At 42.0% G+C, this 20,946-nt stretch carries 19 protein-coding genes; 15 read left to right on the top strand and 4 right to left on the bottom strand.

Going from position 1 to position 20,946, the window contains the following annotated elements:
- Window positions 1–371 precede the first annotated feature (371 nt).
- From IQ209_RS11815 to aceK, 5 genes are all read left to right on the top strand, one after another.
- Window positions 372–776, top strand: a complete 405-nt coding sequence (locus tag IQ209_RS11815; RefSeq protein WP_228005850.1) for an N-acetyltransferase — start codon at window positions 372–374, stop codon at window positions 774–776.
- Window positions 777–985: 209 nt separating this feature from the next.
- Window positions 986–1,915 (top strand): homoserine O-succinyltransferase, encoded by a 930-nt coding sequence (gene metA, locus IQ209_RS11810; protein ID WP_193851490.1) that lies wholly within the window; start codon window positions 986–988, stop codon window positions 1,913–1,915.
- Between the two features lie 309 nt (window positions 1,916–2,224).
- Window positions 2,225–3,820 (top strand): malate synthase A, encoded by a 1,596-nt coding sequence (aceB, locus tag IQ209_RS11805; RefSeq protein ID WP_193851489.1) that lies wholly within the window; start codon window positions 2,225–2,227, stop codon window positions 3,818–3,820.
- Between the two features lie 156 nt (window positions 3,821–3,976).
- Window positions 3,977–5,284, top strand: a complete 1,308-nt coding sequence (aceA, locus tag IQ209_RS11800; protein ID WP_193851488.1) for an isocitrate lyase — start codon at window positions 3,977–3,979, stop codon at window positions 5,282–5,284.
- An 85-nt stretch (window positions 5,285–5,369) separates the two neighbouring features.
- Window positions 5,370–7,172 (top strand): bifunctional isocitrate dehydrogenase kinase/phosphatase, encoded by a 1,803-nt coding sequence (gene aceK / locus IQ209_RS11795; protein WP_193851487.1) that lies wholly within the window; start codon window positions 5,370–5,372, stop codon window positions 7,170–7,172.
- A gap of 205 nt (window positions 7,173–7,377) precedes the next feature.
- On the opposite strand, the gene iclR is transcribed toward aceK, so the two are convergent.
- Entirely contained in the window at window positions 7,378–8,208 is an 831-nt protein-coding gene (gene iclR, locus IQ209_RS11790; protein WP_193851486.1) for a glyoxylate bypass operon transcriptional repressor IclR, read from the bottom strand.
- A 207-nt stretch (window positions 8,209–8,415) separates the two neighbouring features.
- On the bottom strand, window positions 8,416–9,789 hold the full coding sequence (gene lysC / locus IQ209_RS11785; RefSeq protein WP_193851485.1) for a lysine-sensitive aspartokinase 3: 1,374 nt from the start codon (window positions 9,787–9,789) through the stop codon (window positions 8,416–8,418).
- A 276-nt stretch (window positions 9,790–10,065) separates the two neighbouring features.
- On the opposite strand from lysC, the gene pgi reads away from it, so the two are divergent.
- From pgi to ubiA, 3 genes are all read left to right on the top strand, one after another.
- The gene (gene pgi / locus IQ209_RS11780) at window positions 10,066–11,712 is read left to right on the top strand and encodes a glucose-6-phosphate isomerase (protein WP_193851484.1); all 1,647 of its coding nucleotides are present in this window, start codon (window positions 10,066–10,068) and stop codon (window positions 11,710–11,712) included.
- Between the two features lie 281 nt (window positions 11,713–11,993).
- Window positions 11,994–12,500 carry a chorismate lyase gene (ubiC, locus tag IQ209_RS11775; protein ID WP_193851483.1) on the top strand — a complete coding sequence of 169 codons (507 nt, stop codon included), beginning with the start codon at window positions 11,994–11,996 and terminating at the stop codon, window positions 12,498–12,500.
- A gap of 47 nt (window positions 12,501–12,547) precedes the next feature.
- The gene (gene ubiA / locus IQ209_RS11770; RefSeq protein ID WP_193851482.1) at window positions 12,548–13,402 is read left to right on the top strand and encodes a 4-hydroxybenzoate octaprenyltransferase; all 855 of its coding nucleotides are present in this window, start codon (window positions 12,548–12,550) and stop codon (window positions 13,400–13,402) included.
- Between the two features lie 83 nt (window positions 13,403–13,485).
- Here the strand turns inward: ubiA and plsB are convergent, their stop codons facing one another.
- The gene (gene plsB, locus IQ209_RS11765; protein ID WP_193851481.1) at window positions 13,486–15,942 is read right to left on the bottom strand and encodes a glycerol-3-phosphate 1-O-acyltransferase PlsB; all 2,457 of its coding nucleotides are present in this window, start codon (window positions 15,940–15,942) and stop codon (window positions 13,486–13,488) included.
- Between the two features lie 137 nt (window positions 15,943–16,079).
- Here plsB and IQ209_RS11760 point away from each other — a divergent pair, with 137 nt between their 5' ends.
- Together IQ209_RS11760 and lexA are read left to right on the top strand one after the other, a co-directional pair.
- Window positions 16,080–16,451: a diacylglycerol kinase gene (locus IQ209_RS11760; RefSeq protein ID WP_193851480.1), complete on the top strand. Its 372-nt coding sequence runs from the start codon at window positions 16,080–16,082 to the stop codon at window positions 16,449–16,451.
- A 118-nt stretch (window positions 16,452–16,569) separates the two neighbouring features.
- Window positions 16,570–17,184, top strand: a complete 615-nt coding sequence (gene lexA / locus IQ209_RS11755; protein ID WP_193851479.1) for a transcriptional repressor LexA — start codon at window positions 16,570–16,572, stop codon at window positions 17,182–17,184.
- Between the two features lie 149 nt (window positions 17,185–17,333).
- Here lexA and zur read toward each other — a convergent pair whose 3' ends face one another.
- Window positions 17,334–17,846 (bottom strand): zinc uptake transcriptional repressor Zur, encoded by a 513-nt coding sequence (zur, locus tag IQ209_RS11750; protein ID WP_193851478.1) that lies wholly within the window; start codon window positions 17,844–17,846, stop codon window positions 17,334–17,336.
- 141 nt (window positions 17,847–17,987) lie between these two features.
- Between zur and IQ209_RS18345 the strand changes: the two genes are divergently transcribed.
- From IQ209_RS18345 to dusA, 5 genes are all read left to right on the top strand, one after another.
- Window positions 17,988–18,200, top strand: a complete 213-nt coding sequence (locus IQ209_RS18345; protein ID WP_228005849.1) for a hypothetical protein — start codon at window positions 17,988–17,990, stop codon at window positions 18,198–18,200.
- On the top strand, window positions 18,185–18,565 hold the full coding sequence (locus IQ209_RS18340) for a DUF1266 domain-containing protein (RefSeq protein WP_339378877.1): 381 nt from the start codon (window positions 18,185–18,187) through the stop codon (window positions 18,563–18,565). The genes IQ209_RS18345 and IQ209_RS18340 overlap by 16 nt, the downstream gene beginning before the upstream one ends.
- Window positions 18,566–18,691 carry a hypothetical protein gene (locus IQ209_RS18585; RefSeq protein WP_255528773.1) on the top strand — a complete coding sequence of 42 codons (126 nt, stop codon included), beginning with the start codon at window positions 18,566–18,568 and terminating at the stop codon, window positions 18,689–18,691.
- 73 nt (window positions 18,692–18,764) lie between these two features.
- Complete coding sequence (locus IQ209_RS11740) at window positions 18,765–19,778, top strand: hypothetical protein (RefSeq protein WP_193851477.1); 1,014 nt, start codon at window positions 18,765–18,767, stop codon at window positions 19,776–19,778.
- 189 nt (window positions 19,779–19,967) lie between these two features.
- A complete protein-coding gene (dusA, locus tag IQ209_RS11735; RefSeq protein ID WP_228005848.1) occupies window positions 19,968–20,942 on the top strand; it encodes a tRNA dihydrouridine(20/20a) synthase DusA in 975 nt (324 codons plus the stop codon).
- The last annotated feature ends 4 nt before the right edge of the window (window positions 20,943–20,946 follow it).

The following is a 20,946-nucleotide window of genomic DNA, read 5'->3' as shown; positions in this document are numbered from 1 at the left end:
CGCCGTAGCGCCGATGGTAGTGTGGGGTCTCCCCATGTGAGAGTAGGACACTGCCAGACATTCAATTAGTCAGAGAAGCCATCCGTCCCCGGATGGCTTTTTTGCGTTTGGCTGTTTGGAAAAATCAATTATGATGAAGTTTATTTAAAAAGTGATAACAATAGACATAATTTTATTTCAGTGTTAGTTTCATCATTCAACAATAAAAACCCACTGATTTATAGAAGCTACTGACAAGAGAATACTGAAATTTAGAAGAATCAATAGCCATCAAGATCATTTTTTTGACCTCATCAATGAACTCTATAATACAGCTTTTCCTTTACATAAGCAGAGAAGTAATCAGGGCCGTTTGTCCATATTAGGTGTTGATGATTACCATCTTTATGCAATTAATTAATGTTGATGTATTTGTTGGGTTTATTGGAGCATGGCAATTCGAAGATACTTTTTATATTGAACATATTGCCATCAGTTCATCGCTACGTGGTCAAGGATATGGAAAACGTGTTTTAGATGCTTTTTGCACTAAGCATAGCAAAGTTGTTTTGGAAATTGATCCAGTTGTAGATGAAATATCAAGTAAACGCTTACGTTTTTATCAGCAATGTGGATTTGTAACTCATGAAATTTTGCATTACCATCCAAGCTATCATCCTGATAGGGAACCTCATGAGTTGGTTGTCTTAAGTTACCCTGAACAGTTAAGCAAACAGAGTTATCAGGTGTTTAAAAACTGTTTGAACAACCAAGTTATGAATTTTGCCTATCTTTAATTTTATTTATGAAATGTTGATATTGGTCACATCGTATCGTGACTAATATCTCCTTAATTTTTCTTCCTTATTCTGATAACTATTTCCTGCATAATAAAATGAAATAATTTCAATTTGAGTACAATAACTCGACATTTGCCTTCCGTTTGGAGTAAATTTGGCTATCTAGAAGTCTAAAAGCATAAGTTAAATAGTCGAGGTTGTAAGCAATGCCAATTCGTGTACCAGATGAATTACCTGCGGTGAACGCTCTTCGCAATGAAAACATTTTTGTTATGACGTCAACACGGGCCAGTATTCAGAATATTCGTCCATTGAAGGTATTGCTCCTCAACTTAATGCCAAAGAAGATAGAAACAGAAAACCAATTTATTCGGTTATTGTCTAACACACCGCTTCAAATCGATATTCAGTTGTTACGCATCGATAGTCGTCAATGTAAAAATACGCCTGCTGAACATCTGGATACCTTTTATTGTGATTTTGATTCAATAAAAGATCAAAATTTCGATGGATTGATTGTCACAGGCGCCCCGTTAGGACTCATTGAATTTGAAGATGTGGTTTATTGGAGTGAAGTTGAAAAAATAGTGGCTTGGGCAAAAGAACATGTTACCTCGACACTTTTTGTTTGTTGGGCGGTTCAGGCTGCACTAAAAGTTCTTTATCAACTTCCCAAGCATACTCGAAAAACTAAACTCTCTGGTGTTTATTTCCATTCAACTTTAGATCCTCTGGCATTGCTAACCCGTGGATTTGACGAAACATTTTTTGCCCCTCATTCGCGTTTTGCCGATTTTCCTGAATTTCTCATTCGTGAACATACGGATTTAGATATTTTAGCCAGTTCAGAAGAGGCAGGAGCCTATTTATTTGCCAGCAAAGACAAACGATTAGTCTTTGTGACAGGGCATCCTGAATATAATATAGATACATTAGCTGAGGAATATTGGCGTGATCGTAATGCTGGTTTGGAACCAAAGTTGCCAGTCAATTACTTTCCACATAACGATCCTGCAAATAAACCTGTTGCGTCTTGGCGTAGTCATGGTCATTTACTATTTTCAAATTGGTTGAATTATTATGTCTATCAAATTACGCCATATGATCTTGCTTTTATGAATCCCACCTTAGATTAAATCCAATTTAAGTTTTAAATAAAAATGAAGGTTGCTGAAGCGAGACACTTCTCGTTTTGTTAATTTTCCTTCCACTGTTGTCGTTCAATCGTCATCCGTTATTTTTCATGCATAACAAAAACTTAACATTTTTGCGTGCGATTTTTTGGAATTTATTTCCCTGATTTTCTTATCTTTAATGTGTTTTAGTTCGTTGATTTTATAGGGTTAATTTTAATTATTAAAAATAATGGAAACTGTTTTTGATTTATTTTTTTAATTGATTACTCTTAAGCAGATGAGTGTTTAAAAGTGAGAAGTGGGGAAATTATGCATCAGGCATTAGCAACAAAATTAACCTTTATTAAACCTTTTAGAGAAACGGAGAAACAGGTGTTATCACCTGAATCTATTCGCTTTTTAGAGGATTTAATTATCGAATTTTCTGACAGACGTACAAAATTATTGGATGAGCGTGTACGTTGGCAGGAAAAGATAGATAACGGTTCATTACCTGATTTTATTTCGGAAACAGCTTCCATTAGAAATGGAGATTGGAAAGTTCAGGGAATACCCGATGATCTCAAAGATCGTCGAGTTGAAATAACCGGCCCTGTAGAGCGCAAGATGGTCATCAATGCCTTAAATGCCAATGTAAAAGTATTTATGGCCGATTTTGAGGATTCATTAGCACCTGAGTGGGATAAGGTCATCAATGGACAGATTAACTTACGGGATGCCGTCAATGGGACTATCTCATATACCAATGAGCAGGGTAAGCGTTATGAGTTGAAAGCAGATCCCGCAGTATTGATTGCCCGGGTTAGGGGATTACATCTATCAGAAAAACATATCCTCTACAAGAACGAACCGATTTCTGGCGGGTTGTTTGATTTTGCTTTCTATTTCTACTTGAATCATAAGAAATTGCTGCAAAAAGGCAGTGCTCCTTATTTTTATCTACCTAAAATACAGAGCTACCATGAAGCACAATGGTGGAGTGATGTTTTCAGTTTTACAGAATCACGTTTCAATTTGCCAACAGGTACGATTAAGGCAACGGTTTTGATTGAAACCTTACCCGCTGTATTCCAGATGGATGAAATTCTGTATCACTTACGTCATCACATCGTTGGCCTAAATTGTGGGCGCTGGGATTATATTTTCAGTTATATCAAGACACTGAAAAATCATGTTGACCGCGTTTTGCCGGATCGTCAATCCGTGACGATGACACAACCTTTCTTGAGTGCTTACTCTCGCTTGCTGATTAAAACCTGTCATAAACGTGGTGCATTTGCAATGGGCGGAATGTCGGCATTTATTCCTAGTAAAGATCCTGTGCAAAATCAGCAAGTTTTGGACAAAGTCAGAGCAGATAAAGAGCTGGAAGCCAATAACGGTCATGATGGTACATGGGTTGCGCATCCAGGGCTTGCAGATATTGTCATGGAAGTCTTTGACGCAAAGCTGGGAGCGCGTCAAAACCAATTAACAGTTTTGCGTGAAGAAGATGATGCGATTACGGCTGAACAATTGCTTGCACCTTGCTTGGGAGAAAGGACAGAAGAGGGAATGCGCGCAAATATTCGAGTTGCCGTTCAGTACATAGAAGCCTGGATTTCAGGGGATGGATGCGTACCGATTTACGGTTTGATGGAAGACGCGGCTACAGCAGAGATTTCCCGAACTTCAATTTGGCAATGGATCCGCCATGAAAAATCACTTTCTAATGGTAAAAAAGTGACAAAGGAATTGTTCAGAGAAATGTTGAAAGAAGAACTCGATGTTATTAAACAAGAAGTTGGGGAGCTGCGTTTTAATCAAGGGCGATTTATGGAAGCTTCTGATTTGATGGAAAGAATTACCACTCAGGATAACTTAATTGATTTCCTAACATTACCTGGTTATCAGTTATTAGACTAAATAGCGTTTCAAATGGTAGGAGTATTCCTTACCCCGCGCGGCGCGCGGGGTAAGGAACTCCAACATCTGATACTCTTAGTATTATGAAAACCCATTTAGCTTAAAGACAATAATGGCAAAAATATCCGATTAATTAAGAATAGGAAGTAGAACATCATGACCATGTCCCGGAAACAACAAATTGCTCAACTGGAACAAGAGTGGCAACAACCGCGTTGGAATGGTATCACTCGACCCTATAATGCTGAAGATGTCGTCAAATTGCGGGGTTCAATTAATCCTGAACATACTTTAGCGCAAATGGGGGCGAAAAAGTTGTGGAATTTGCTAAATGGTAACTCGAAAAAAGGCTATGTGAACGCGCTTGGGGCGCTGACAGGCGGCCAGGCACTTCAGCAAGCTAAAGCAGGTATTGAGGCGGTTTATCTTTCCGGCTGGCAAGTGGCAGCAGATGCAAATACCGCAGCGAGCATGTATCCTGATCAATCATTGTATCCCGTTGATTCTGTTCCTAATATAATCAAACGTATTAATAATAGCTTCCGTCGTGCAGATCAGATCCAATGGTCAAATGGTATCGATCCAGATAGTCAAGAATACATTGACTATTTCTTGCCGATTGTCGCAGATGCGGAAGCAGGGTTTGGCGGGGTACTGAACGCATTTGAACTGATGAAAGCGATGATCGAGGCCGGTGCAGCGGCAGTGCATTTTGAAGATCAACTGGCAGCGGTGAAAAAATGTGGACATATGGGTGGCAAAGTCTTGGTTCCGACTCAAGAGGCTATTCAGAAGCTGGTAGCTGCACGGTTGGCAGCTGATGTCTCTGGTGTGCCCACCTTATTAATCGCGCGCACCGATGCAGATGCAGCGGATTTACTGACTTCAGATTGTGATCCTTATGACAAAGCGTTCATTACTGGCAAACGAACCAGTGAAGGTTTCTATTGTACACGTGCTGGTATTGAACAGGCTATCAGCCGTGGGTTGGCTTATGCTCCTTACGCCGATGTTGTTTGGTGCGAAACCTCTACACCGGATATTGAAGCGGCTCGTTGTTTTGCTGAAGCCATCCATGCTAAATATCCAGGCAAGTTGCTAGCTTATAACTGTTCGCCTTCTTTCAACTGGAAAAAGAACCTGGATGATAAAACGATCGCCAGCTTCCAGGATCAGTTATCAGCTATGGGATATAAATTCCAGTTCATCACACTTGCGGGCATACATAGCATGTGGTTCAACATGTTTGATTTGGCCTACGATTATGCACGTGGTGAAGGAATGAAACATTACGTTGAAAAAGTTCAGGAACAAGAATTTGCTGCCCTTGATCGTGGTTATACATTCTCCTCACATCAGCAGGAAGTGGGAACGGGATATTTTGACAAAGTGACCACGATTATTCAGGGAGAGGGCTCTTCTGTTACTGCATTAACTGGATCGACAGAAGAACAACAATTCTAAGTGCATTATACTGATTGAGGTAATCAACTGTGGGGGAATTCCAAAAAGGGATACCCCTTTACGTGTCGAGTAAAGGTGGCTAAATATGGAAATAGATCTCGCACATTTAATTGCACAAACCATTTTGCAGGGATTTGATGCGCAATATGGTCGATTTTTGGAAGTCACTTCTGGGGCGCAGCAACGTTTTGAACAGGCTGACTGGTCGGCTGTCCAACAGGCGATGAAAAAGAGGATTAACTTGTATGATCATCATGTTGGATTGGTAGTAGAGCAATTGAAGCGCATTCACACTCCGTTACAATATGATGAAGATTATATTGCCGAAGTTAAAGCGGTTTATACTCGTTTACTGCCTGACTATCCGCGTTTTGAAATTGCAGAAAGTTTTTTCAATTCGGTTTACTGTCGCTTTTTTAAACATCGAAATTTGAAACCAGAAAACCTCTATATCTTTTCTTCTCAACCCTCTTCCCGTTTTCGCCATATTTCTCGCCCATTATCACGGGATTTTTTTCCTAATGGGGATCTCGCATCAATGCTGCGAACCATTTTAAATGATTTGCCATTACGCCTTAAATGGGAGGATTTGGATCGGGATATTGGTTATATCACGCAATATTTACAGAATACATTTCCCCAATGTGATTTATTACATTCCACATTCCAAGTTGCTAATGAACTGTTTTACCGTAATAAGGCAGCCTGGTTGGTAGGAAAAATTAGAATGGGAACGACTGTTTATCCCTTTTTGTTACCGATTCATCACAATGAATCGGGGGGAATTTTTGTCGATACCTGTCTGACTAACTACGATGATGCCAGTATTGTTTTTGGTTTTGCCCGTTCTTATTTTATGGTTTACGCGCCCTTGCCCGCAGCTTTAGTTGAGTGGTTGCGTGAAATTCTTCCGACGAAGTCCACGGCAGAATTATACATGGCGATAGGCTGTCAAAAGCACGGTAAAACAGAATACTACCGCGAATATCTGACATTCATCAATTCCACTCAGGAACAGTTTACAATTGCACCAGGTGTGAAGGGCATGGTCATGCTGGTTTTCACTTTCCCGTCATTTGATCGTGTATTTAAAGTGATTAAAGACAAATTTGCACCACAGAAAGAGGTTTCTCAAGAGCGTGTTCAGGAGTGCTATCGACTGGTAAAAGAGCATGATCGTGTTGGAAGAATGGCAGATACCCAGGAATTCGAAAACTTTGTGATTGATAAACGCCATATTAGCCCTGAGTTAATGGAAGAATTGCAAAAAGAGATACCCGAAAAGTTAGAAGATTTAGGGGATAAAATTTTGATAAAACATCTTTATATGGAACGTAAAATGATACCGTTAAATATTTATATGGAACAGGTCAATGAAGTGCAATTAAAGGATGTGATTGAAGAATACGGAAATGCCATTAAACAACTGGCTGCTGCAAATATTTTCCCTGGTGATATGCTGTTTAAAAACTTTGGTGTAACACGCCACGGGAGGGTGATTTTCTACGATTATGATGAAATTTGTTACATGACCGAAGTGAATTTTCGGGATATTCCTCCACCACGTTATCCAGAAGATGAGTTGGCTAGTGACCCCTGGTACAGTGTTGCTGTTAACGATGTTTTTCCAGAAGAGTTTCGGCATTTTTTATGCACTGACAAACGTATTCGGTATTATTTTGAAGAAAGTCACAGTGATCTATTTAAGGCAGATTATTGGCGGACTTTGCAAGAGAGGATTAAAAAAGGATATATAGAAGATGTTTTTGCTTATCGCCGTAGACAGCGATTCAGCCAGCGTACTGAAATCACCTCAATAAAAAGTCTAATCAGTGGTATTACCATTACCACAGATAAAAATAATGTGTTATTACATAATAAAAAATAGCGGCTACAGGATGTTATTTTAAAATGACAGGGATGACCGGGCTATCGGTCAGGATATTTTCTGCGGTTGTTTTCCAATTATTCATTATCAGTTCCTCTCGTTTATTCAAATGTAATGCAACATGTGCAATTCCGGCATTACATTAGCTTGTGGGCCTTGATAATGGACAACGACAACACAGTCACGATTTAGCTTGCCAGTCTCATTACTTAATTCCACCGTAATCACGGCTAATTGTTTTTGCTGCTCGCATTACAAGAGCGCCAAGTTCAGTCACTCGATCATCAGAGATACGTGATACTGGGCCTGAGATGGAAATAGCGGCAAAAGCTTCATGATGCTCATCATAGATACAGGCAGCAATACAGCGTAATCCTAGCGCATGTTCTTCATCATCAAATGAAAAACCCTGCTTGCGGATCTGTTCGAGATTTTCTGTTAAGGCAGCGGCGGTGGTACAGGTATGTTGGGTATAAGCGTGCATCCCTTTTTTATGCAGCAATTGGAGGCGTTTTTGTTCAGATAGGGTAGACAGCAGGGCTTTTCCAGCGCCGGAAGCGTGCATCGGTAGATTGCCACCAATGGGAGCGGACATTCTCATCAGCGCGTTACATTGCACTTGATCGACAATCACGGCTTCATATTCATCAAGATTAAGGATGGCAAGGTTGACGGTTTCACCGGAATCTTCCATTAACTGACGCAATATCGGGTGAACCAGCACCATCAGATTACGGCTCTGTAAGAAACTACTGCCAACGACAAAAGCATGGGAGGCGATCACCCATAACCCAAGATCACCTATTTGGCGAACAAAACCATGTTGTTGTAAGGTGGTTAAAAGACGGTGGGTAGTGGAGTTGGGCAGACCGGCTTGTATCGCCAGATCAGTCAGGGTAACACCAATAGGCGAATCGGAAATATATTCCAAAAGTGTTAGCCCGCGGCTTAAAGATTGAACCTGACCGCTTGCAGCGGCACTGTTTGTCGTCATTTTCGTTTTTTTTGTGCGTTTGCTGGCAACGGTTGTGCTCATAAGATTCCCTCTGAATAATCGTCTGCTTGCAACAACGATAGCTGCGATGGACAAAAAATGGAATTTATTTTCGTTTTCTTATTATGGATGATAACAAGGGGAAAAACACATCCGATGTGTTGTGGTTTGCTTGATTATCCTCTTTGCAAGATCAAAAAAACCCGCTTTTTATGCGGGTTTTCTGGCAAGATATTTGACTTTATTTTATCAGCCTTCAAACAAACTTTGATGCAAGGTCTGAATGACCTGTTCCGCATCGTTACCAGGAACAAGCAGACAGACATTATGGCTGCTTGCACCACAGCTAATCATGCGAATATTAAATGGTTCCAACACACCAAAAATTCCTTTTCCCAATCCTTTTGCTCGTGAAAGTTCATTACCGATAATTGCGACTAATGCCAGATCTTCTTCGACTTCCACACGACACAATTTAGCAAGTTCAGTTAGCAATGCATTGGTCAACAGGTTGCCATTAGTGCTGGTGGAACCTTTAGTGTCCAGCGTCAGGGCGATGCTGACTTCTGATGTAGTAATCAAATCTACCGAAATATTATGGCGTGACAGCAGGGTAAAAACTTCTGCCAGAAAGCCCCTGGCATGTAGCATTTTCAGGCTATGTAATGTCAGTAAAGTTTGTTTGCGGCGCAAGGCCAATGCACGAAACAGCGGGGGATTTTCTGTTTTATCACAAACCACCGTACCGCCTGCTTGTGGCTCTTTGCTGGAGCCAACAAATACCGGAATGCCACAGCGAACAGCCGGTAGCAGTGTGGCAGGATGGAGGATTTTAGCACCAAATGTTGCCATTTCTGCCGCTTCATCAAAGGCAATTTTATTGATGCGTTTAGCGGTAGGAACAATACGGGGATCGGTAGTGTAGATACCTGGAACATCTGTCCAGATATCTACACGCTGTAAACCAAGTGCTTCACCCAGTAAGGCGGCGGTATAATCACTGCCACCTCGCCCTAGCGTAGTTGTACGACCTTTTTCTTCTTTGCCAATAAACCCTTGAGTGATGACGATTGTATCGTTCAGGCGAGGATGAAGAGATTCTATTGCCAAAGTATGGAGCTGGAGTATATCTGGCTCTGCCCGCCCAAAGTTATCATTGGTTCGCATAATCCGCCGGATATCAAACCATTCGGCATCCATATTGCGTTGACGTAGCAACTCTACAAACAATAAGGTGGACATGACTTCACCGTGGCTAACCAATTCATCTGTTAACGCTTCTGAAGTAGCGAGCGATGCCGCTTCTGACAGCATCTCAATATTTTCCAGCAGACGATCAATTTCCTCACGGATCACATCGGCTTCATTCAATCGGTTAATAATGGCGTATTGAATGTCACGGATCTGTTTCAGGTAGTTCTCCCGTTTGTCACTCTCGCAGCCAGCTGCTAATGCAACCAGCAAATTGGTTACGCCAGCGGAAGCTGACAGAACGACCACACGGATATTTGTGTCCGCCAAAATAATGTCGGCGCAATGATTCATGGCATCAAAATCTGCCACACTAGTACCACCAAATTTTGCTACTACATACTGCGAGTTAGGAGATGAAACAGCACACATGGATGATAACCTTTTGTTCGGAGAATAGTTCAGAGAATAGACTCTTAGAAATATCGGGTTAGGCGTATGGAGTCAATATTTGACGATGAAGCATAAATAATTTTCATGATGGAAAGGCAATTATCGTTTTTGCCTATCTCAACAATTAAGACTGGAAATCATGAGCTATTTTGACCAATATCAGTAATTACAAGGAAAAGGAGATTAATCACAGAATTAAACCGTTACAATCTGTGCATTCCTATTGTTATTGACAGTTGATAGAGAGCATTATTCATGAAAAGCATCAACCCTAGCCAGACCGAAGCCTGGAAAGCATTGCAGCAGCATTTTGAGCAAATGAAAAATGTGCATTTGCGGGATCTGTTTGAACAGGATAAAAAACGATTTACGACATTTTCTGCGACGTTTGATCAGCAGATTCTGGTGGATTACGCTAAAAACCGCATTACCGCGGAAACACTAGAGAAATTACAAGCATTGGCGCAAGAAACCGATTTAGCCAGCGCAATTCGCAGTATGTTCTCTGGTGAGAAAATCAATCGTACTGAAGATCGTGCGGTGCTGCATATTGCCCTACGTAACCGTAGTAATACTCCGATTATGGTGGATGGGGAAGATGTGATGCCGCAAGTCAATGCGGTGTTGGCGAAAATGAAATCATTCAGCGAGCGCATCATTAGTGGCGAGTGGAAAGGCTATACAGGCAAAGCCATTACAGATGTCGTCAATATTGGCATTGGTGGCTCTGATCTTGGTCCTTATATGGTGACTGAAGCACTGAAAGCGTATAAAAATCACCTGAATATGCATTTTGTTTCCAATGTTGATGGAACCCACATTGTCGAAACACTAAAAAACGTAGATCCAGAAACCACTTTATTTTTGGTAGCCTCCAAGACGTTTACCACGCAAGAAACGATGACCAATGCACATTCTGCTCGCCATTGGTTCCTGCAAAGTGCTGTTGATGAAACGTATATTGCGAAACATTTTGCGGCATTATCCACCAATGAACAAGAAGTGAGAAAATTCGGTATCGATCCCCAAAACATGTTTGAGTTCTGGGATTGGGTAGGGGGACGCTATTCGCTCTGGTCTGCAATTGGTTTATCTATTGCGCTTTCCATTGGTTATGAAAATTTCGAACAGCTGCTGAGTGGCGCTCATGCAATGGATAAACACTTTGAGCAAACGGCCTTCGAGCAGAACATTCCTGTTTTGCTGGCCCTGATCGGCATCTGGTATAACAATTTCTTTGGTGCGGAAACTGAAGCGATTCTGCCCTACGATCAATACCTGCACCGTTTTGCTGCCTATTTCCAACAAGGCAATATGGAATCAAATGGTAAGTATATCGATCGTAATGGTAATCCGGTGAATTACCAGACAGGGCCGATTATCTGGGGTGAGCCTGGCACCAATGGTCAGCATGCGTTCTATCAGCTTATCCATCAGGGAACTAAATTGATCCCGTGTGATTTTATTGCGCCAGCAATGAGCCATAATCCAGTGAGCGATCACCACAGTAAACTGCTTTCTAACTTCTTTGCACAAACTGAAGCACTGGCATTTGGTAAAACACAGGCTCAGGTGGAAGCTGAATTTGCGCAAGCAGGAAAAAATGCCGAAGACGTAGCGAATGTTGTGCCATTCAAAGTGTTTGAAGGTAACCGTCCGACCAACTCTATTTTATTACGTGAAATTACCCCATTCAGCTTGGGGGCATTGATTGCTATGTATGAACATAAGATCTTTGTTCAAGGTGCCATTCTGAATATCTTCTCATTTGACCAATGGGGCGTGGAATTGGGCAAACAACTGGCGAACCGGATTCTGCCTGAGCTGCACGATGTAGAAGCTGTAACTAGCCATGACAGCTCTACAAATGGCCTGATTAACCAATTCAAAGCCTGGCGTTAATCTGAACTGCCGTATTATCTATACGCATTAAACTTCAAGTTGCAATTTACAACACTATGAAACCTGATTTCTCCCCGCTTCACGGGGAGAAATCACACGCATCTTGAAGTTAGATTGGTATAGTCTCTTCTCACCTTAATAACCGTTATTAAGGTGAGTTTTTTTGTGATTTACATAATTTGTTATCAACTTTTAATTTTATTGGTCTGCAACATGATATCCTCACCCCCCATTCGTTGTGCTGTCGGGGAAATTGATATTCCCCGCAATGGGAAAATGATATGGCAGATGACACAATATTAAATTCAACCCCCATCCACTGGTTATCATCAAATGAGACTGACCTTCTGTCTGAATCTGTTTTAGATTGGCTGATGGAAGTCGGCTCAATGACACGTCGTTTTGAACAACATTGTCAGCAGGTATCAGTTGTTCCTTTCCGGGAAGATTTTATCACTCTGGCAGAGTTAAATGATGAAAGTGAGCACCTACCTGTAAGTGAAAAATATTGGTTACGTGAAATTGTCTTGTATGGGGATAACATCCCGTGGCTTTTGGGACGCACAGTGATTCCAGAGGAAACACTCACTGGCCCAGATAGAAAATTGGTTGATGTAGGTACTGTTCCACTTGGACGTTATCTTTTTAGTGGTAATAATTTAACGCGGGATTATATTCAAATAGGCCGGCAGGGGGAGCGTTGGGCGCGTCGTTCTTTATTGAGGCTGTCGGGCAAGCCACTGCTGCTCACAGAGGTTTTTTTACCGAATTCACCTGCATATAAATAGAATTAAGATCAACAGAACTAAAGGGGAGAAATAGATTGAAGGTCTGTATGACGCGGGATAAATGGCGTGCTTATTGCCGTTTAATGCGTATCGATAAACCCATTGGCACATTATTACTATTATGGCCAACCTATTGGGCATTGTGGATCGCCGCAAAAGGCATGCCAGATTTGCAGATAGGGTTAGTATTTACTCTTGGTGTGTTTTTTATGCGTGCTGCGGGATGTTGCATTAATGATTTCGCAGACAGAAAATTTGATGGATATGTAGAACGGACAAAATCTCGTCCTCTTCCCAGTGGTGATATTACCGAAAAAGAAAGCAAAATCTTGTTTGCCACACTGGTACTCATTTCTTTCGCACTGGTTTTGACACTGAATAAAATGACGATTGCATTGTCGGTCGTTGGTCTGGCACTGGCGTGGGTTTACCCTTTTGTCAAACGCGTTAGTCACTTGCCACAAGTTGTGTTAGGTGCTGCTTACGGCTGGTCAATTCCGATGGCGTTTGCCGCAGTTAGTGAATCCTTACCTTTAGAATGTTGGCTATTATTTTTAGCCAATATCATTTGGTCTGTAATTTACGATACGCAGTATGCAATGGTTGATCGTGACGATGACCTGAAAATCGGCGTGAAATCGACCGCCGTACTTTTCGGACGCTTTGATAAACTGATCATTGGCATTCTGCAATTCATCATGCTGGGCATTTTGGTCTTAGTTGGCGGGATGGTGAATCTGGGGGGAATATATTATTGGACGGTATTACTGGCAACAGCATTATTCATTTATCAGCAAAAACTGATCACAAATCGGAAAAGGTCTGCCTGTTTTCAAGCGTTTATGAACAACAACTATGTCGGTTTAGTTCTATTCCTTGGCGTCTTTTTTAGCTATGTCTAATAGGGTGTAGCATTAATATAACGGGCGATTTACCGCCCGTTAATTTCTGTTTCCATACTAGCTTGGCATTGTTATGACTACACTTACGCTATCTGTACAGGTTCATTTTGTTCTGGTGGCATACTGACACTTTCAATCGTCAAGCGAATTTCAGGTGACATCAGTTCACTCAATACCTGATAGAGTTCCTGGGCGCTGGTGGTAATCATATCGCCGCTGTCTTGAATATAACCTTCTTCGCGCAGCGTATTGACCGAACAAGCAAAAACTGCCTTGTCAAAGAACTCCGGCGCATTGATGCCATGCAGAACGGATAGACGTTGTGCCAGCATCCGGCTCTCTTTTTCCAGTACACCACGGCTAATTTCAGGTGTAGCATTCAACAAAGAAAGCGTTATGGCATAACGTTGCAGCGTTTCCCTGATGCCAGCTGCCAATAATTGCAGTGGGCGAATACGTGCAGGATTTAGTACCAGCATTCCTTGCTCTTTGTTGCAGATAAGGCATTGGCGTACCAGCTCATCAATCAAGGTATTGACGACGTCCGGGAGCGTTTCCTTGCTGTAACGCATGAAAAGTTCCTGCTTGATCAACGGATAAATCAGCGCTACCTGTCTGAGTAATTCACTACGACTAATGCGGCGGTGGTGCATAATAATACTGGTAATCAGAGATGGCAGGATCAATAAGTGCTGGATATTATTACGATAATAAGTCATCAATACCGCGCTTTCACGTGGCAGGATAATAATATCTCCCAGACTATCTTTCTCGACTTCAAACTTATTCATCATAAGAGCATGATCTAACAACTCTTCTGCGGTTTGGTTTGGCACTGTAATATCGTCAGTGTAAGGCACATTACGCAGTAATTGCAGATAGCAATCCAACTGTTCAATAAGCTGTTCACGAGTCAGTGCTCGCTGACGTGATGACAACAATGCTGTAGTGCATAAATTAATAGCATTAGCGGCGGCAGCATTATTGATATTGACCATAATATTGTCAGCCAGTTTACTGACTGTTGGCGTCAGCCATGTTGGACGCTGAGATTCTATTGGATCAATGGAGTCACGCCATTCTGGTACATGCTGATTCAGGTATTGCGTCAACGGGATCGGTTCACCAAAATTCACGTAACCTTGTCCCAGATTACGTAATTTGCGCAACCCTCGAACCATCTGGAAAAAGCCTTCTTTTTCTTTGGTTGCACCGCGCAGCTCTTTGGCATAAGTTGCCACTTCCATCACATGCTCATAACCGATATAGATCGGCACAATCGTGATGGGACGAGATTCCCCTCGCAGCATAGCTTGCAAGGTCATGGAGAGCGTTCCCGTTTTGGGATCAAGCAAACGACCAGTACGGGAGCGTCCTCCCTCGACAAAGTATTCAACTGAATAACCGCGGGTAAACAATTCACCGAGATATTCACGAAAGAGGGTTGAGTAGAGCTTATTGCCTTTAAACGTACGGCGGATAAAGAACGCACCGAGACGACGGAATATCGGACCAGCAGGCCAGAAATTCAGGTTAATGCCCGCAGCAATGTGCGGTGGAACCAGCCCTTGATGATAGAGCACATAAGAGAGCAGAAGATAGTCCATATGGCTGCGATGGCATGGAACATAAACCAGTTCATGACCATCCTGTGCCAACTGGCGAACTCGTTCGGCGTTATGAACATTGATGCCTTGATACAAACGGTTCCAGGTCCAACTTAAAACCCGATCGGTCAAGCGTACGGTTTCATAGGAGAAATCCGCAGCAATCTCTTCCAACATATTGATAGCGTTCTGCTTTGCCTTTTCGGGAGAGATTTTCTTGCTACGGGCTTCATCAGCAATCGCTTTTTCTATTGCTTTTGATGTCAGTAACTTGTTGAACAGATCCTGTCTGGCTGGCAAACGAGGCCCAACCGCCGCAAGACGCTGGCGGGAATAGTGCATCCGAGCCACACGGGCGAGTTTATTGGCGATGATATTATCTGTACCATGCTCGTCGGCCATATGGCGTAAAGACACCGGTGTGGAGAAACGGACAAAACTATCCCGTCCAAGCCATAAGATCGCAAAAAACTTCTGCACGCCGTTTAGCAAGCGTAATTGTGGGGCTGTGTGCCCTTCTTGCCCTTCGCGTCCTGGAGAGCGGCCAAACATGACGGAAACGGGCACCATCTGGATATCCAGATCGGGATTATTGTGATGCAAGTCCAGATAAGAGTGGAAAATTCTCACAGATTCATGTTTTGGTGCATAACAACGGAACACACGTGGACCATTATCGATAAAGACACAACTGGGAAGCTGTGTATCACCAATTTCCAAAGGATCCAACGGATCAGGCAGATCTTGCGCCAGACATTGTTGACGTAGAGTCAATAAGTCTGTTTTTGAGCGATACGGCAGTATGTACAAAATAGGCCGAGTCGTATCAAGACGAAGCTCTGCAATAGGATCTGTAGGGATTAGTTTACTTTTTACTAATAATTTTAGTGGTAAATTCAATAACTTATAATATATTTTACGCCAACCTGACATAACTGCTTTAAGCCTCTTGTTAGCAACGCATCGCAAGGATACCAGAAACAGATTTTGAGATCTGTGGAAATAAGACAATAATAAGAGCTAAAAGTTATATAACCATATAATCATTAAGTTCATTAAAGAAAATTTTTATGGCAAATCAATCTACGGGTTTGAGTCGCATCATTAAAGCGGCTGGATATTCGGCGAAAGGAATCAAGGCGGCATGGCAAAATGAAGCGGCATTTCGGCAGGAAGCAATTGCTGCCATACTTGCGATCATCATTGCATTTTCTTTAGATTTTGGCTTACATGAGAGACTCCTCCTGATTGGCTCTGTTATGCTGGTGGTCATTGTCGAAATCCTCAATAGTGCCATAGAAGCCGTCGTGGATCGCATCGGTAGTGAATATCATGAATTATCAGGTCGAGCGAAAGATATGGGGTCTGCGGCTGTATTGTTTTCCATACTTTTGGCGTTGTTTATTTGGGGAATGATCTTTTGGTCGCATTTTATGCGCTGAGGTAGTGTGTTTTTTCATTAAATACGTTATTTAGCTGCTTTTACATGCTGACAGGTTCCAAATTCGACTTTACCTGTATATACTCACAGTCTGACTGTATAAACAAACAGGGGGCGAAATGAAAGCATTAACTGCCAGGCAGCAGCAAGTCTATGACTTGGTGCGTGACCATATTTCGCAAACGGGTATGCCACCAACACGTGCTGAAATTGCAGCGCGACTTGGTTTTCGTTCACCTAACGCAGCAGAAGAGCATTTAAAAGCACTTGCGCGTAAAGGGGTGATAGAGATTATCTCTGGTGCATCCAGAGGTATCCGTTTGCTGCTTGAAGAAAATGAAGGGGCAGGATTGCCGCTGATCGGTCGTGTTGCTGCTGGGGAACCACTGCTGGCTCAGGAACACATTGAAAGTCACTATAAGGTTGATCCTGAATTATTCAAACCAAGTGCTGATTTTCTGTTACGTGTCAGTGGTATGTCCATGAAAGACATTGGGATTATGGACGGAGATTTACTGGCTGTGCATAAAACACAGGATGTTCATAATGGACAAGTCATTGTGGCGCGCATTGAAGATGAAGTCACAGTAAAACGCTTCAAACAAACAGGAAACAAAATTGAACTGATTGCTGAAAATCCGGAATTTAAACCCATTGTTGTTGATTTGAGCGAGCAGAATTTCACTATTGAAGGATTGGCAGTCGGCGTTATTCGTAGCGGGGACTGGTTCTGATTGCAAAGGCGGATAATTGCAGTTTGCCATTCTGGGGCGGTCATTTTTCCCAGAACCCGTTAAACTTAAGTTTAACGGGTTCTGGGAAAATATAAGTTTATATTAGTTATGATCGCCTCATTGCTCGATTTGGCTTCAAATATTTTTTCTTATTTCTTTTTATTTTCTTCAATCGAATGATCGTGCTGGCATATATCGCGCTCCGTGCAGGATTCAATCTCATGGCAGGAAGAACACATGCCATGAACTTCTATCACGCTATTTCGCAAATGAAAACCCGTACCTTGCGCTAACTGTTGAATAGCTGATTCAATATTCTTTGCATCCTTTTCGGTTACTGAGCCACAAAATTCACAGATAAACATTGCCGAAGTATGGCATGGCTCTTCAAAATGATGGCAAAGCACATAGCTATTTGTAGATTCTATTTTGTGAATAAAACCTTGTTCCAGCAGAAACTCCAATCCACGATAAACGGTTGGAGGCTTGGCTTGTGGCTCGACTTCACGCAATAAATCCAGCAAATCATAAGCGCTTATCGCGCTAGGCTGTTCAGTGATTAAACGAAGAATTTCAAGGCGTTGAGGTGTCAAACGAACCCCTCTTGCCAGGCAGATTATTTCAGCCTGTGCCAGTAATTTTTTTTGATTGATAGTTTTCATTACACCTCTCACACCTACACGATGCTAATGACTTTAATGTTATCATGTTTTTTAACTAGGGAGAGGGATCTATATGACGTTCAGTTCTCGTCTGATGTGTAACATACTTGTGAAGAAGAGTAGTTAGCTTGTTATGATGAGATGCTTGAAAAGAAAGTTAATCCGTGGATAAGAACATTGCCCTTATCTGATGCAGAGTCTCATCAGTCCCAAGTCTATACAAATTGGGGAATACTTGATGAAAAAGATTATTGGAAAGTAGTGCATGATTTATGGGCAGGAATGCACTCAGAGCGTTTTGCGGTTGATTCAGTTTTTACCGATGGCGAAATGTTTAAATACTTGGCAGTTTAATTGAAGAGCCAGAAGAATATGTACAGCAATGTTCTCGCTCAATTAATGGACGACAGCCCGCTTTACTTTGGGGATTTGATCTCTGGCGCGCGATTGTTCTGAGCCGAAATTGTTTTGCGGCGGGCTATATTAGTGAAGAAACGGCGTGGAAAAATATACTAAAAACAGCTGATTATATTTATGAAATTTTTGGCAGCTTCGAAGAATTCCACACGAATTATCGGTTAGGTAATGCCTATTGGAGTCGGGATTTTGACACAGCGAAAGGACGCCTGAAAGCGTTTTGGTTTTACAAGGAACATTGTGACTGGCCGATGGCTCAATTACCTTGGCCAAACCCGAAAGGTATCTTTATGGAACAATAGATGAAAGATGGTTTTGCTGATGTGGTCAATTCCATGTTACGCGATCAACAAATGGAAGATCCATTCGACGACGACGAAGTAATGGATGAGGATAATAGCCATACTGAAATTCGCGTTTTGCATTAACAGCCTGTAGGGATAGGTATGTATACTATATGGCACAAAGGAACAATGACAAAAAAATAATACAAGTACAAACATGGCAATATATGAATTAACACAGGATACGTTAATAGAAGTTGAAATGACTTCATTTGAGGCAGAGAAGCTGAAGGAACGACAAGACATCCAGCGTCTTTTAAGATCACAAATTGGCGCCATTAGTCCAGATACATTAGTGATCGCAGAAGAATATAGCCATTTTGTTGGCTCTAAGCGAAGCCTTGATTTACTTGGTATCGATAAGTCTGCCAATCTTGTCGTCATAGAGCTTAAGCGGGATGAAGATGGTGGTCATATGGAACTTCAGGCGATTCGGTACGCAGCTATGGTTTCGAATCTAACGTGGGAGCAGGCTGTTAGTGCCTACAGGGAATTTTTGAGTCAAACGGGACAGGATATTGATGCTGAAAGTTCGTTGTTGGATTTTCTGGCCTGGGACTCTCCACAACATAATGATTTTGCTAAAGAAACACGTATCGTTTTAGCTGCTTTTGGTTTTTCTAAAGAGATTACGACATCGGTTTTGTGGATGAATGATATAGGGATGGATATAACTTGTGTTCGTCTTCAACCTTTTCGAGTCAATGAAAAACTTTTATTGAATGTTGAGCAAATTATTCCTCTTCCCGAAGCGGTAGATTACCAGATAGAGGTACGCCATAAAAATCGGGAAAAGAGAGCTGTTAGCAGTGAAAAAGATCACTCATCACTTAATCTGTATGTTAATGGAATGCTTTACCAGCAAGGTTTCCGTAAGTCAGACATTGGTTTTTATACAGTTAAGGCACTTGAGGATCATAAATTAATTGATGAGTCTGGTTTTCACTATCTCCGAAATAATAAAACTTGTTCGTTTCAGTTGTTGAAAAAATATGAAGAAATTAAAGGAACTGAAGACAAATACAAAAAGTACCGTACTCAGTTAGAGCCTGAGTTTGATTATCAAGGTGAAGGCTATTACATCGCTAGAAATTGGAGCCTTTCTAATACAGATCGATTTATTACTGAAATTCAAGAGAAATTCTCGTCATTACATTTTAAATGGAACTAATTCAAGCATTCACTTTTGGTTGAGTTTGAAGCTACCCTTTTCGCTCTGTATAATCGCCCGCCTTGGATAATTTGGGGGAGTTTGTGCTCCCCCTTAATATCTCCTAATGGCTGAATAAGCCGAAATAAACCAGAATATAAAGTGGCGATATCGGCGCTATCTTTTTGATTTTTAAATGAGGTTTGTGATATGCACCCATCATCCCGCTTTTCCGTTGCACCCATGCTAGACTGGACTGATCGTCATTGCCGTTACTTTCATCGTTTATTGAGTAAAGAGGCGTTGCTTTACACGGAAATGGTTACAACGGGGGCGATTATTCATGGCAAAGGGGATTATCTGGCCTGTAACGAGCAAGAACATCCGTTGGCACTGCAATTGGGGGGCAGTGATCCTCAAGCATTGGCACAGTGTGCCAGGATCGCACAGGAAAGAGGTTACGATGAGATCAATCTGAATGTGGGTTGTCCTTCTGATCGTGTGCAGAATGGCCGTTTTGGTGCTTGCCTGATGGGAGAATCCGCGCTGGTAGCTGATTGTATTAAGGCAATGCAGGATGTCGTGGATATTCCTGTTACCGTTAAAACCCGCATTGGAATTGATGAACAGGATAGCTACGAGTTTCTCTGTGATTTCATTGATATTATTGTGAAAAACAGCGATTGCGATAATTTTATTATCCATGCGCGTAAAGCGTGGCTGTCGGGTTTAAGCCCGAAAGAAAACCGCGAAATTCCGCCCTTGGATTACCCGCGAGTCTATCAATTGAAACAAGATTTCCCCTACCTGACGCTTTCGATTAATGGTGGCATTAAATCGCTGGAAGAAGCCAAACAGCATTTGCAGTATGTGGATGGTGTGATGGTTGGACGAGAAGCCTACCAAAATCCATCCATTCTGGCACATGTGGATCGTGAATTGTTTGACCAAACAGTTCCCGTGACCAATACGGTTGAGGTGGTTAAGGTGCTTTATCCTTATATTGAACGAGAGCTATCAAAAGGCACTTATTTAGGGCATATCACCCGCCATATTTTAGGCATTTTCCAAGGGATCCCTGGGGCACGTCAGTGGCGTCGTCATTTAAGTGAAAACGCCCATAAGCCGGGCGCTGATATTATGGTTGTTGAAAAAGCGTTGGAAATGGTGACAGAGCGGATGTAAATCC

It is taken from the genome of Xenorhabdus sp. BG5 (assembly GCF_015163665.1).
Lineage (GTDB): Bacteria > Pseudomonadota > Gammaproteobacteria > Enterobacterales > Enterobacteriaceae > Xenorhabdus.
Note: the sequence above shows the minus strand (reverse complement) of the source record. Positions and strands in the feature narration are given on the sequence as shown.